General features: G+C 72.3%; 11 protein-coding genes. 5 read left to right on the top strand and 6 right to left on the bottom strand.

Going from position 1 to position 12,750, the window contains the following annotated elements; genetic code table 11:
- Positions 1-105 precede the first annotated feature (105 nt).
- A complete protein-coding gene (locus ACIRG9_RS02335; RefSeq protein ID WP_402848934.1) occupies positions 106-891 on the bottom strand; it encodes an aldo/keto reductase in 786 nt (261 codons plus the stop codon).
- A 129-nt stretch (positions 892-1,020) separates the two neighbouring features.
- Here ACIRG9_RS02335 and ACIRG9_RS02330 point away from each other — a divergent pair, with 129 nt between their 5' ends.
- Complete coding sequence (locus ACIRG9_RS02330) at positions 1,021-2,055, top strand: DNA polymerase ligase N-terminal domain-containing protein (RefSeq protein WP_402848931.1); 1,035 nt, start codon at positions 1,021-1,023, stop codon at positions 2,053-2,055.
- Between the two features lie 8 nt (positions 2,056-2,063).
- The gene (locus tag ACIRG9_RS02325; protein ID WP_402848929.1) at positions 2,064-3,251 is read left to right on the top strand and encodes a threonine synthase; all 1,188 of its coding nucleotides are present in this window, start codon (positions 2,064-2,066) and stop codon (positions 3,249-3,251) included.
- 54 nt (positions 3,252-3,305) lie between these two features.
- Here ACIRG9_RS02325 and ACIRG9_RS02320 read toward each other — a convergent pair whose 3' ends face one another.
- The 4 genes from ACIRG9_RS02320 to ACIRG9_RS02305 all read right to left on the bottom strand — a co-directional run bounded on the left by ACIRG9_RS02320 (position 3,306) and on the right by ACIRG9_RS02305 (position 8,224).
- The gene (locus ACIRG9_RS02320) at positions 3,306-3,698 is read right to left on the bottom strand and encodes a cupin domain-containing protein (RefSeq protein ID WP_402848926.1); all 393 of its coding nucleotides are present in this window, start codon (positions 3,696-3,698) and stop codon (positions 3,306-3,308) included.
- A gap of 280 nt (positions 3,699-3,978) precedes the next feature.
- Positions 3,979-4,455: a septum formation initiator gene (locus ACIRG9_RS02315; protein ID WP_402848923.1), complete on the bottom strand. Its 477-nt coding sequence runs from the start codon at positions 4,453-4,455 to the stop codon at positions 3,979-3,981.
- Between the two features lie 46 nt (positions 4,456-4,501).
- Positions 4,502-5,776, bottom strand: a complete 1,275-nt coding sequence (locus tag ACIRG9_RS02310; protein ID WP_402848921.1) for a YibE/F family protein — start codon at positions 5,774-5,776, stop codon at positions 4,502-4,504.
- Positions 5,777-5,899: 123 nt separating this feature from the next.
- Positions 5,900-8,224, bottom strand: coding sequence for a M14 family zinc carboxypeptidase (locus ACIRG9_RS02305; protein WP_402848918.1), 2,325 nt, complete (start codon positions 8,222-8,224; stop codon positions 5,900-5,902).
- Between the two features lie 449 nt (positions 8,225-8,673).
- On the opposite strand from ACIRG9_RS02305, the gene ACIRG9_RS02300 reads away from it, so the two are divergent.
- The 3 genes from ACIRG9_RS02300 to ACIRG9_RS02290 all read left to right on the top strand — a co-directional run bounded on the left by ACIRG9_RS02300 (position 8,674) and on the right by ACIRG9_RS02290 (position 11,324).
- Positions 8,674-9,369: a response regulator transcription factor gene (locus tag ACIRG9_RS02300; protein ID WP_402848915.1), complete on the top strand. Its 696-nt coding sequence runs from the start codon at positions 8,674-8,676 to the stop codon at positions 9,367-9,369.
- Positions 9,366-10,643 (top strand): sensor histidine kinase, encoded by a 1,278-nt coding sequence (locus tag ACIRG9_RS02295; protein WP_402848912.1) that lies wholly within the window; start codon positions 9,366-9,368, stop codon positions 10,641-10,643. Before ACIRG9_RS02300 ends, ACIRG9_RS02295 begins: the two co-directional genes overlap by 4 nt.
- 81 nt (positions 10,644-10,724) lie before the next feature.
- Positions 10,725-11,324: a PepSY domain-containing protein gene (locus ACIRG9_RS02290; RefSeq protein ID WP_402848909.1), complete on the top strand. Its 600-nt coding sequence runs from the start codon at positions 10,725-10,727 to the stop codon at positions 11,322-11,324.
- A gap of 55 nt (positions 11,325-11,379) precedes the next feature.
- Here the strand turns inward: ACIRG9_RS02290 and ACIRG9_RS02285 are convergent, their stop codons facing one another.
- A complete protein-coding gene (locus tag ACIRG9_RS02285) occupies positions 11,380-12,732 on the bottom strand; it encodes a cellulose binding domain-containing protein (RefSeq protein ID WP_402848906.1) in 1,353 nt (450 codons plus the stop codon).
- Positions 12,733-12,750: the final 18 nt, after the last annotated feature.

Genomic DNA, 12,750 nt, shown 5'->3' with positions numbered 1-12,750 from the left:
GCGGATCGCGCCCCGGTGGTCGCATCGGCGCCGGCAGGTGTAGAGAATCGAAATGGCCACTGTGGATGGCCGCACCCGACACTCCGCCGGCCCTTTCCGCCGGGCTCAGCCGCTGAGGGCGTCGATGTCGCGCATCTCCTCGGCGGTCAGCGAGAAGCCGAAGACGTCGGCGTTGGCCCGGATCCGCTCCGGATGGACCGACTTGGGAATCACCACGATCTCGTGGTCGATGTGCCAGCGGAGCACCACCTGCGCGGGCGAGGCGTTGTGCGCCGCGGCGATCCGGACCAGCACCGGATCGGACAGGTCGGTGGCCCGGAGCGGGCTGTAGCCCTCCAGCACCACGCCGCGGTCCCGGTGCGCGGCGTGCACCTGCCGGTCGTACAGTGCCGGGCTCCACCGGATCTGGTTGACCGCCGGGTTCTCCTCGGTGGCCTGGATCAGCTCGTCGATCTGGCTGATGCCGTGGTTGCTCACCCCGACGGCCCGGGCCATGTCCTCGTCACGGGCGGCGAGCAGCTCCCGCCAGACCGGGATGCCCTCGCCCGCCGAGGTCGGCGGCCAGTGGATCAGCCAGAGATCGACGTAGTCGGTGTCCAGGGCGGCCAGGCTCGCCTCGATGGTCTCCCGTTCCCGGCCCACCGCCTCGGGCGGCAGCTTCGTGGTGATGAAGACGTCCTCCCGGCGTAGCCCGCTCTCCTTGACCGCCCGGCCGACCTCCCGCTCGTTGCCGTACATGGTGGCGGTGTCGATGTGCCGGTAGCCGGCGTCGAGGGCGGCGAGCACGGCGTCATACCCGGCCTTGCCGGTGGCCTGCCAGGTGCCGAAGCCGAGCAGCGGCATCCGGACCTCGCCGGGGAGCACGACGGTGGGCTGTTCAGGACTGGTCATGGCGGCTGTTGTACCCGTGATCGCCCCAGCCATACCGCCGGTCGCCGGCAGGGCCGCGGACCGTTACGACATGGCAGGAACCGGACGATCCGCCGTGCCGACGTACCCGGGGTGCCGGACAATGCGGGAGTGGCTGACCGGCTGGAGGAGTACCGGCGGAAGCGGGACGCGGCGGGTACCCCCGAGCCGGTGCCCGAACCGGCCCCGCAGCGGAGGCGGCCCTCCCGGGGCGAGCCGCGCTTCGTCATCCAGCAGCACCACGCCCGGAGCCTGCACTGGGACCTGCGGTTGGAGCACGACGGCGTGTTGGCGTCCTGGGCGGTGCCCCGCGGCCTGCCCCGCGACCCAGGCCGCAACCATCTCGCCGTGCACACCGAGGACCACCCGATGGAGTACCTGACCTTCCACGGAGAGATCCCGGCCGGCGAGTACGGCGGCGGGCGGATGACCATCCACGACACCGGGACGTACCGCGCCGAGAAGTGGCGCGACGACGAGGTAATCGTGGTGCTCGACGGGAAGCGGACGAGCGGCCGGTACGTGCTGTTCGCCACCGGCGGCCGGGGCCGGGACTGGATGGTCCGGCGCACCGACCCGGCCCCGGACGGCTGGACGCCGATGCCCGAGCTGATCCGCCCGTTGCACCCCACCCCGGCCGCCCGGCTGCCGAGGGACGAGGCCGCGTGGGGCTACGAGCTGCGCTGGGACGGCGTTCGGGCGATGGCATACGTCTCGGGCGGCCGGCTGCGGCTGCTGGACGAGACCGACGAGGAGATCACCGGGGCGTACCCGTGGCTGCGCGCGATGGCCGAGGAGCTGGCGCCCACCGAGGCGGTGCTGGACGGCGTGCTGGTCCGCATCGACCCGGCCGGGCGGGTCAGGGCGCCCACGAAGCGGGACGGCCAGTTCCTCGCCGTCGACCTGCTCTGGCTGGAGGGCGTGGCCACCCTCGACGTGCCGTACGCGCAGCGCCGCGAGCTGCTCGACGGTCTGGCGCTCGCCGGCCGGCACTGGCAGACTCCGCCGTGGTTCCCAGGCGTCGGCGCGGACGCCCTGCGGACCGCCGCTGAGCAGGGGCTCCCGGGTGTCGTGGCCAAGCGCCTCGACTCCCCGTACGAGCCGGATCGGCGGAGCCGGCACTGGCTGAGCATCGACACGAGCTGAGGACCATCGTGCACCTGACGCACCTGGAGTGCCCGCGCTGCGACCGGGAGCATCCGGCGGACCAGCCGCAGAACCTGTGCGACTGTGGGTCCCCGCTGTTGGCCCGCTACGACCTGGCCGCGGTGGCCGCGTCGGTCACCCCCGAGCAGTTCTGTCTCCGGCCGGCCGACCTGTGGCGCTACCGGGAGCTGCTGCCGGTGGCCGACCCCCGCTTCGTGACCACCCTCGGTGAGGGCTGGACGCCGCTGCTGCGCGCCCCCGGGTACGGCGCCGAGATCGGGATCCCGGACCTGATCGTGAAGGACGAGGGGCTGACCCCGACCGGGTCGTTCAAGGCCCGGGGCGCGGCGGTGGGGGTGAGCCGGGCCCGGGAGCTGGGCGTCGAGCGGATCGCCATGCCGACCAACGGCAACGCCGGGGCGGCCTGGGCGACGTACGCGACTCGGGCCGGACTGGGCGCGACCATCGCCATGCCGCTCGACGCGCCCGCCATCTGCCGGCGGGAGTGCGTCGCCGCCGGGGCCGACCTGCGCCTGGTGGACGGCCTGATCAGCGACGCCGGCCGGTGGGTGGCCGGGCTGGTCGCCGAGTCGGGCGGGCGGATCTTCGACGCCGGCACGCTGCGCGAGCCGTACCGCCTGGAAGGCAAGAAGACCATGGGGTACGAGATCGTCGAGCAGCTCGGCTGGCAGGTACCTGATGTGATCATCTATCCGACCGGCGGCGGGGTCGGGCTGATCGGCATCCACAAGGCGCTGCACGAGCTGCGGAAGCTGGGCTGGGTGGAGGACAGGCTGCCCCGCCTCGTCGCGGTGCAGTCCACCGGCTGCGCGCCGATCGTGCGGGCGTTCGCGGCCGGCGAGCCACGGGCCACCCCGTGGGCGGACGCGCACACGCTGGCGTTCGGCATCACCGTGCCGTCCCCGCTCGGCGACGAGCTGATCCTGACCGCGCTGCGGGACACCGGCGGGACCGCCGTCGCCGTCGACGACACCGAGATCCTCGCCGACCTGCGGGACTTCGCCGCCCGGGAGGGCCTGCTGCTCTGCCCGGAGGGGGCGGCCTGCCTCACCGCCGCCCGACAACTGCGCGCCGGAGGATGGATCCGGGCCGGCGAGCGGGTGGTGGTGTTGAACACCGGCGCGGGGCTGAAGTACCCGGACACGGTGGACGTCGCCGGCGTACCGCTGGTGTAAGGAAGGGCCCCTTCTTAACGCCTCCGGTAGGGCAGGGGTCCCCTGTCAACAGGGTCAGGCGGTGGGCGGCTGGTCCTGGCCGGACGCCTCGGCGGCTTCCGCCTCCTGCTTGGTCCGGTGCACGGCGCCGTCGGCGTGGTCGGGCGGGCCATAGACGGTGTAGAGGACGAGCGGGTTGGGCCCGGTGTTGACGAAGTTGTGCTTCGTGCCGGCCGGCACGACCACCAGGTCGCCGGAGACCACGGCCTTCTTCTCGCCGGCCACCCGGGCCTCGCCGGTGCCGCTGACGAAGGTGAGGATCTGGTCGATGCCCTCGTGGACCTCCTCGCCGATCTCCCCGCCGGGCGGAATCGTCATGATCACCAACTGGGTGTGCCCGCCGGTCCAGAGCACGCGGCGGAAGTCCGGGCTCTGCTCGGCAACGGTCGCGATCGTGAAATGCTCCATGGCGGGCTCATACCCGGTCCACGCGCCGGTCACGCCGGGACGCGCAGATCGTGGAATTTGCCACCTCTGCGTGGTTTGGATCCCCTACTCAACGGGGATTGGTGGCCCAGGACCGGCCCGTGCTTGGGCCGGTCGAGCCAAGTCCCCGCTGTCGTACCGCCGTACGGCTGCGGTGGTGGGAGACGGCCAGAGCGCGGCGACGTTACGACCCCCGGTCGGGCGGCGCCGTGCGCTCGTTCCCGCGCCCGCCCCGCCGGACGCCGGACCGTCGGACGTGGACTCAGTCGTGGGTCTCGGCCACCGACCGCCCACCGACGCACCGCAGCTTCAGTTCGTACTCACCCGCCGGGCCCTCGAACCGGACCTCGACGTGATCGTCCGGCCCCCGGTCGGGAGTGTCCTTGACCCGGTAGCCCTGGCCGGGCGACCAGGTGACCAGGTGCACGCCGGCCGGCCCGCATTCGGCCACCGCTGTACCACCGGGGGTGGTGAAACTCCGCCGGGCCGCGGCGGCGGTCGGGCTGCCGGCCGGCGACCGGCTCGCCGGGACGTCCGTCGGGGTCGGACCGCTGCTCGACACGAGGGGTGCCGGCTCCGTCGACGCGAGCGCGCGGGCGACCTCCCGCTGGTCGCGTACGCCACCGGGGGTGCCGGTGATGCCGTCACCGACCAGCCGGATCGCGCCCAGCCCGACGAGCGTGGCGGCGACGGTGGTGGCCAACCATCCGACGGCGGTGAGGATCGGTCGACGGCCCATACGCCGAGTGTCCCCGAGGGAAGGTTAAGGCCGGCACCGGGGAAGGTTAAGAGAGCTCCGGCGACTCGTCGGGAGTCGGGGCAGGGACGGGCGTCGCCCTCCCGACTGCCTTGACGACCGCGACGGCCACCGCCGTGGTGAGCGGGATCGCGAGCACCAGACCGATGGAGGCGACCAGCGTCCGGACGATCTCCTCGGCGATCTGGGCCGTGGTGAGCACGTTGAGCAGCGGACGGTCGTAGGCGTTGATCAGCAGCATGACGGGCAGGGCGGCCCCGGCGTACGCGAAGGCCATGGTGTAGACGGTCGAGGCGATGTGGTCGCGGCCGATCCGCATGGCGCTGCCGAACAGTGCTCGGGCGGAACTGTTCGAACCCACCTCGTGCAGCTCCCACACGGCCGAGGACTGGGTGATGGTGACGTCGTTGAGCACGCCGAGTCCGGCCACGATGACGCCGCAGAGCACGATCTCCGGCAGGCTGATCCGGGTGTCGAACAGGGCGAGCGCGGTGTTGTCGTGGTCACCGAGGCCCGTCAGGTGCGCGGCGGAGGTCGCCCAGAGCCCGATGCCGGCCGTGGCCAGCAGGCCGAACAGCGTACCGATCAGCGCGGTGGTGGTGCGGGCCGAGAAGCCGTGGGCCAGGTAGAGGACGACGAACATGATCGCCGCCGAGCCCACCACGCCGACCAGCAGGCCGGATTCGCCGACCAGCAACGCGGGCAGCATGAACTTGACGATGACCAGGTAGGCGAAGCCGAGCCCGATCAGGGCTTTCAGCCCGCGCATCCGGGCCACCGCGATGACGGCCACGGCGAAGACCGCCGCGAGCAGTGTGAGAGGTGTGGTTCGCGAATAGTCGTAGAAGGCGTACACGGCCGGGCCGCTCTGGTGGTTGAAGACGCGGATCAGCTTGATCCGGTCGCCGGGTCCGAGGCCGGCGCGGTAGGCCTCCGCCGATACGTCGACCGCCACGTCTGCGCCGCTCTCCGGACCGGTCTCCAGCCTTGCCTGCACCGACGCGCAGGTCACCATCTGTTGCTGGCCGTCCGGGCCCGGGCGTTGGTTCGCCGCCGGGCAGTCGTACGTCGACACGCTCCGCACCGTCGCCTCGGGATGGCTGAGGCTGGGCGTACTCGCGGTGGCGCTGCTGCTCGCCGGTTCTCCGCCCGGCCAGAGCAGCGCCATCCCGAGCAGGGTCGCCGCGGCCATCGGTGCCACGATCAGGGTCAGGAGCACCAGGATCCGGCGCCGACGGGCGGCGTCCCGCGCCGGGTCGACCGGCGGCGTGGGTGCGGGCCGGGTGTGGGTGTGGGTGTGCATCGGTTGCTCCGGATGAGAAGCGGCGATGGGCACGGTCGTACCCGACGTCGAGGCGGGTGCCGCGGAAAAGGCCGGTGGCCGCCGACCCGGGGTCGGCGGCCACCGCTGTTCTATCGAAACCCGTTATTTTTGGACGGTCACGGTCTGCTTGTTGTAGTTCTTGCCGTTGCCGTCCGGCTTGTAGTTGCTCTCGACGTTGCCGGCGATGTCGACGGAGAACCAGTTGACCGTCGTGGTGCTGTTCACCGTGATGTTCTGGACACCCTCCCGCATCCCGGCGAGGGCCAGCTTGGGCGAGTCGAACGTCGGCCGGCTGCCGTCGAGCGTGTAGTACACGTTCGCCGGCTCGCTGGTGGTGAAGGTGAAGGTGGTGCCGCCCGGCTCCTGCCCGACGATCTTCACCGCGGTCTTCGGCTGGATCTTGTCCGTCGCGTACGCCCGGGCGACCTCGAGGATGCCGATGTTGCCGTTGGCGAACTCCATCGCCTCCTCGTGTCCCTCGGCGAACGACGGCTGGAAGCCGACCGCGGTGAACCGCTTGGTCGTCGGGTTGTAGACGTCCGCGCCGACCTCGAAGTCCCAGCCGATGATGCCCCGGTTGTACCAGTGCTCGTCGGCGCTGTTACCGGCCGCCGAGTAGAGCACGTCGGTCACCGGTCCGGTGCGGCCCGGCCAGATCGCGGTGCCCCGGTATTCCTGCACCCGGGAGAGGATGTAGTCCGAGGAGGTCCAGAAGAAGGCCTCGGTGCCCTGGTCCACCCGCGGCAGCACCTCCCGGCCGGCGGTCTTGTACGCCCCCGGAGGCCACATGAAGTAGCCGCCGTAGGAGTGGGTGTTCATCGACAGCTTGATGTTCGGGAAGTTGTCGACCAGCCACACCTCGTTGCGCGCCTCCGGCTCGGACAGCTCGCTCGGGCCGGAGTACGTCTCGCCGGTGCAGCTCGTGCCCCCGCCGTTGTAGCCGTCGAAGGCGGAACCGACCGAGAAGTTGCGGTTGATGTCCACGCCCCAGGCGTTGCGGTTACCCGGGTCCGCGGACGACGCCGGGCAGTAGTTGGTCATGTTCTTCCGCTGCATGTTGTAGTCGTACATGCTGTAGTGCGCGCCGTCCGGGTTGACCACCGGCAGGATGAAGATGTCCAGGTCATCGACGATCTTGCGGGTGTTCGGGTCCTGCGCGTAGTTGCGCAGCAGCCGCTCGGCCGACTCCACGCAGACCAGCGGGGTCACCCACTCCCGGGCGTGCTCCTGGCAGTAGAGGAAGACGCCGACCTTCGAGCCGTCCCGGTGCTTGCCGATCCGCAGCACCTTCATCTGGAACGGGTCGCGGGACACGCTCGCCGGGGCCTTCAGGTTGTCGGTCAGCTTGGTGACGCCGGCCGCGGCAACCACGCCGGTGCCGGCGTTGCCCCGGTAGAGGCTGGCCGTGAGCAGCTTGGCGGCGTCGGCGTTGCCGTTGACCGCGGCGACGACCTGCGCCGCGGTGCTGGTGACCGCGCCGGAACCGTTGGTCGCCACGTTCACCGTGACGGCCTTGCCGGACACGCCGACGGTCAGCGGGGCGTTCGCGCCCGCGTTGACCAGCGACATGCTGATGTCGTTGCCGCCCTCGGAGCCGTACGCCTTCGAGCTGACGTAGACGGTGCTCGCCGCCACGGTGCCGAACTGCGCCTGCGCCTGGCGCCGGTAGCCGTTCGTCTTGTACGGCAGGTCGACGATCTGGGCGAGCTTCGGGAACTCCGCGGCCAGCGAGGTGAACCGGGCGGTGACCTCGGTCGGGTCCATGTAGTGGTCGACGAAGTCCGACACGTACGGGTGGTCACCGGTGGCCTTGCGCGGGCTACCCAGCCACTTGCTCACGTCGACCGTGACCGAGCCACCCTTGTTGCTGGTGATGGTGGCCTTGGTCGGCGCGGCGTCGATGGCCAGCGGGTTGCTGAACCGGTGGTACATGTACTGGCCGGCGTCGGTGAACCGGGACAGCGTGCTGGTGCCGCCGGAGCCGATCGCGGTGCCCGCCCCGCTGTCCCAGCTCACCGTCAGCACCGTCGTCGAGTCGGCGCCGGCGCTCGACTTGACCTCGACGTTGAGGAAGAGCTGGTTGTCGAGGCTGGTGAACCACTCGGACCGCAGCACCGTCAGGTTGTCGGTGCTGGCGGCCAGGGCCTGCAGGGCCCGGACCGAGGCGGCCCGCTCGGACACGTTCTCCGTGTAGTCGCTCTGGTCGGAGATGGCGTCCTGTACGTCGAAGCCCATGTCCCGAAGCGACTGGCTCTCCTCCGGGCTGAGGATCGCGTGCACCTCGATGCCGTTGTCGACCGGCTTGACGTACTCGGCGAGGTCGACGCCCAGCTCGTTGAGCCGGTCGATGCCCGACTTGTCGGCGACGACGATACGCATCAGCCCGACGCCGTTCTGTTCGCCGGTCGACGACCTGTCGGGGGTCACCGCGCTGTCCGACGTCGGATTCGCAAGGCCAGGTGCACTGACGGCCAGCGCCAGCGGTAGCGCGAGCAGAGCCAGCAAGCGGCCCCGCCTGATCGGTTTCCTTGTACTCCTCATGAGAGTCCCTTCCTGGCAGGGAGGTCCCGAGGGCCGACCCGGTGGGGGTTCCGGCCCGACCTCGGCAGCCATAGCTGGGCGGAAGTGTGATCCGACTCTCAGGAGCTGTCAAGATCGATGTAGCCAGGGCGGACAATGGTCCCGACCGAATCAAACGATCATCCCGGTCCGGCTGGCCGCACCGCCCACGCCCCCGATCCGACCAGCTTGAACCGCATCTTTAACCCAACCGTGATGTGCGCGGACTCGATCGGGCCCTCCCGCCGGAGACCGAATCGCCTCCGCAAACCGGACAAGGAATGACCCGGAGCGGAGCGACGACTACCGTGCAACCTGTGGCGCGGCTGCTGCTCATCGAGGACGACCTGACGATCCGTACCCCGTTGATCCGGGCCCTGCGGGAGCGCGGCCACGCGGTCGCCGCGGCCTCCACCGCGATGACCGGGCTGCGCGACGCGCTCGACGACCGGCCCGACCTCGTCGTGCTCGACCTGGGGCTGCCCGATCTGGACGGTCGGGAGCTGCTGCGGATGCTGCGCGCGGTCAGCTCGGTGCCCCTCATCGTGGCCACCGCGCGCGACGACGAGGCCGAGATCGTCCGGATGCTCGACGCCGGGGCCGACGACTACCTGGTGAAACCGTTCACGGCGGCACAGCTGGACGCCCGGGTCCGGGCCGTGCTGCGCCGGTCGGCCGGGGACGCCGCGACCGGGGACCCGACCGTCGTGGTCGGCGGGCTGCGGATCGACCCGCGCTCCCGGCAGGTGAGCCTGGACGGGAACGCGGTCGAGCTGACCCCGCGCGAGTTCGACCTGCTGCACCACCTCGCCGGGCGCCCCGGGCAGGTGGTCACCAAGCGGGAGCTGCTCACCGAGGTCTGGCGGATCCCGTACGGCGGTGCCGACAAGACCGTCGACGTGCACCTGTCCTGGCTGCGGCGCAAGCTGGGCGAGAGCGCCCAGGAACCGCGCTACCTGCACACCGTACGGGGTGTGGGGGTGCGGCTGGAGGCGCCGGGAGCCGCCCGGTGAGGGGCCGGCTGGCGCTGCTCGTCGCCGCGGTCAGCGTGCTCGTCCTGACCGCCTTCCTGGTGCCACTGGCGCTGCTGCTGCGCACCGTCGCCGCGGACCGGGCGACCGTGCGGGCCACCGCCGACGCGCAGAGCCTGGTGCCGGTGGTCGGCACGGCCGACCCGGCCACCGTCCGGTTGACCGTCGAGCAGCTCGGCACGGACTCGGGCCGGCAGGTCAGCGTGTTCCTGCCGGACGGCACCGTGCTCGGCGCGCCGGTGCCGCGTACGCCGGCGGTGGCGCTCGCCGCGCGGGGGCAGAGCCTGACCGCCGAGTCGGCCGACGGCCGGGAGGTGGTGATCGCGGTCCAGGGCCGCCCGGACGGGACGGCGGTGATCCGCACGGTGGTCCCCCGGTCCCAGCTCACCGCCGGGGTGACCCGGTCCTGGCTGGTGCTCGCCCTGCTCGGGGTGCTGCTGGTGCTGGTCGGGTTGGTCGTCGCCGACCGGCTGGCCCGAACCCTGGTACGGCCGATCACCGAGCTCTCCGCGGTCTCCCACCGGCTCGCCAACGCCGAACTCGACGCCCGGGTCACCGCGGCCGGCCCCACCGAGCTGCGGGAGGTCGCCGGGGCGCTGAACCACCTGGCCGCACGGATCCAGGTGCTGCTGCGCGAGGAGCGGGAGCAGGTGGCCGACCTGTCCCACCGGCTGCGCACCCCGCTGACCGCGCTGCGGCTGGAGGCCGAGTCGCTGCGCGACCCGGACGACGCGGCCCGGCTGACCACGGCGGTGGACGGCCTGGAACGGGCGGTCACCGGCCTGATCCAGCAGGCCCGCTGGCGCAGCTCGACGCGGGACGGCCGGGCCGGCTGCGACGCGGCGGCCGTCGTCGGCGAGCGGGTGGCGTTCTGGTCCGTCCTCGCCGAGGACACCGGACGGACGGTGACTCTCGATCTCGCGCCCGGCCCGCTGCCGGTGGGGGTGACCGACGACGAGCTGGCCGCGGCGGTGGACGCACTGTTGGGCAACGTCTTCGCGCACACGCCGGACGGCACCCCGTTCAGCGTCCGGCTCACCCGGGACGCGGGACAGGTGGCGCTGACCGTGGCCGACTCCGGCCCGGGGATGCCGGCCGGACCGGTGCGGCGGGGTGCCAGCCGGGCCGGTTCGACCGGGCTGGGCCTGGACATCGCCGATCGGGCCGCGCGGGCCGGTGGCGGCCGGCTGGAACTGCGCGGCGGACCCGACGGTGGTGCGGTCGTACTGCTCCGGCTCGGGCCGCCGCGACCTTAACCCGCGCTTATCCGCCGGGCAGCGCGCCGCTATCCCCGCCGGGCCGATCCTCGATGACACAACCGAGGAGAGGTGGAGACGATGCGACGAACTTCCCTGGTCCTGGCGGCGGCCGGAGGGGCCGCGGTGCTCGCGGTGGCCGGTGTCGCGCTCGGCGTGACCGCCGCCGACCAGCCGGCCCCCGGCACCGCGCTCACCGCGGTGACCGCCGGCCCGACAGGCGACGACAATCCCAAGCCGGACGACGATCCGACCCGCGGCGGGGCCGCGCCGAGCGGCTCCGCCACCGAAGCCGGCGGCGGAGCGGTGAGCCGGACGCGGGCCGGCGAGATCGCGCTCGCCCGTGCCGGCGGCGGCCGGATCGTGGAGATCGAGGCCGAGACGGAACACGGGCGTCCGGTGTGGAGCGTCAAGGTGGTCAACGGCGCCACCCGGCACGAGGTCAAGGTCGACCGGGGCGACGGCACGGTGGTGAAGCTCGAGCGGACGCCGACCGACGACCGGAGCAGCGACCGCACCCCCGCCGACGACCACGGCGGCGACCGCACCGGCAGCGACGACCGGTACGACGACCATGGTGGCACCCGCAGCGGCAGCGACGACGCCCGCGACGACGACCACGGGACCCGCAGCGGCAGCGACGACGACCACGGCGGGGACCGCCGACGCTCCGACGGCTGAGCGGCTCCGCGCCAGGTCCGGGGCCCGGGCGGACATCCGCCCGGACCCCGGTCCGTCAGCGGGCGGTGCAGCGCAGCCCGGTCGGTGGTTGGCTGTCGCCGGTCGCCACGAATCCCCAGCTGGCCGTGCCACCGGGCGGGAGGCTGCCGTTCCAGCCCACGTCGGTCGCGGTCACCTGCTGCCCGGACTGGCTCGCGGTGGCGTTCCAGGTGCTGGACAGGCGCTGCGAGCCCGGGAAGCCGAAGGTGGTGCTCCAGCCGGCGATCGGGGTCGTGCCGCTGTTGCGGACGCTCACCTCGGCCTGGAAGCCGCCGGACCACGTCCCGGTCACCCGGTAGTCGGCCGCGCACCCGGCGGCGGGCGGCGGCGTGCCGGTCGGCGACGCCGTCGGGGTGGCGGTGGGCGTGGGCGAGGCCGTGGCGGTGGGTGAGGCCGTCGGGGTGGCGGTGGGCGACGCCGTCGATCCGCCCGAGGTGGTGTAGCTGACCGGGGTGTACGCGGCCGAGCAGGTGCTGCCGCAGGAGCCGGGCAGCGAGAACCGGTACACCCGGCCGTTGTTGATCAGCGTGTCGGCGGCGTCGCGGACCCGGATCTGGAAGTCGGTGCCGCCCGAGGTGGTCGCCCCGATGACGTACGACTGGCCCATGTCGCTGTTCATCGTGGCGGTCTTCCAGACGCCGTCGGCCAGGTACTCCACGCCGTGGAGGCCGTTGGCCAGGTGGGACACCGCGATCGCCGGCCAGTATCGCTGTGCACCTCGTAGGAAGCCGATCCGGATGTCGCCGTTGTAGTTCGGCGCGGGCACGAACGACCAGGAGACGTGCCGGTTGTTCCAGTGGTTCGGGTTCATGTCCCCGACCGGGGTGCCGTTGCGGACGAAGCGGTTCAGCGAGGCCGTGGCCAGGTCCAGGTGGTAGGGGTCGTCCCGGCACCAGGCGTTGCCGTCACCGCAGGAGTCGGCGACCACCATGGTGAGGGTGGCGCCGTTGTACCCGTCGGACACCCAGGATCCGTTGCGGCAGAACGCCTGCCCGGGTGCGCCGTCGTTGACCCCGGTGCAGTAGTCGCCGATGGTCACCTTGACGAACCGCCCGCAGTTGAGGCCGTTGTTCCACAGCCCGGTCCGGCCCGCCTCGGAGGGCGGCAGCGGCCGGGTCGGGAAGGACGAGTAGTCGCCGGGCATGTTGTAGACGTTGAGAGCGACGAAGTCGGGGGAGTCCAGTTCGGACTGCGGCAGGCCGCAGCCCCCGTACGGGGAGCCGAGGCTGTCGAAGTGGGTGGCGTTGCCGGTCACCGGGGCGGGCGGGTCACCGACGGCGAGGGCGGGGAGTTGGCCGGCGACGAGCAGCGCGGTCGCGGCGGCGGCCAGGGCCGCGACGAGTCGCAGGCGGGGGCGCGAGGTCGACATGGGAAGCCTTCCGGGCGG

Origin of the sequence: Micromonospora sp. NPDC093277, from assembly GCF_044765245.1 — a bacterium.
Classification (GTDB): Bacteria; Actinomycetota; Actinomycetes; order Mycobacteriales; family Micromonosporaceae; genus Micromonospora.
This window is presented reverse-complemented; position numbering and strand designations above follow the sequence as displayed.

What these genes read in the sequence shown, in the direction of transcription:
- ACIRG9_RS02335 (WP_402848934.1), bottom strand. Translation starts at nt 891, where the DNA reads ATGACCAGTCCTGAACAGCCCACCGTCGTGCTCCCCGGCGAGGTCCGG.
- ACIRG9_RS02320 (WP_402848926.1), bottom strand. Translation starts at nt 3,698, where the DNA reads ATGGAGCATTTCACGATCGCGACCGTTGCCGAGCAGAGCCCGGACTTC.
- ACIRG9_RS02315 (WP_402848923.1), bottom strand. Translation starts at nt 4,455, where the DNA reads ATGGGCCGTCGACCGATCCTCACCGCCGTCGGATGGTTGGCCACCACC.
- ACIRG9_RS02310 (WP_402848921.1), bottom strand. Translation starts at nt 5,776, where the DNA reads ATGCACACCCACACCCACACCCGGCCCGCACCCACGCCGCCGGTCGAC.
- ACIRG9_RS02290 (WP_402848909.1), top strand. Translation starts at nt 10,725, where the DNA reads ATGCGACGAACTTCCCTGGTCCTGGCGGCGGCCGGAGGGGCCGCGGTG.
- ACIRG9_RS02285 (WP_402848906.1), bottom strand. Translation starts at nt 12,732, where the DNA reads ATGTCGACCTCGCGCCCCCGCCTGCGACTCGTCGCGGCCCTGGCCGCC.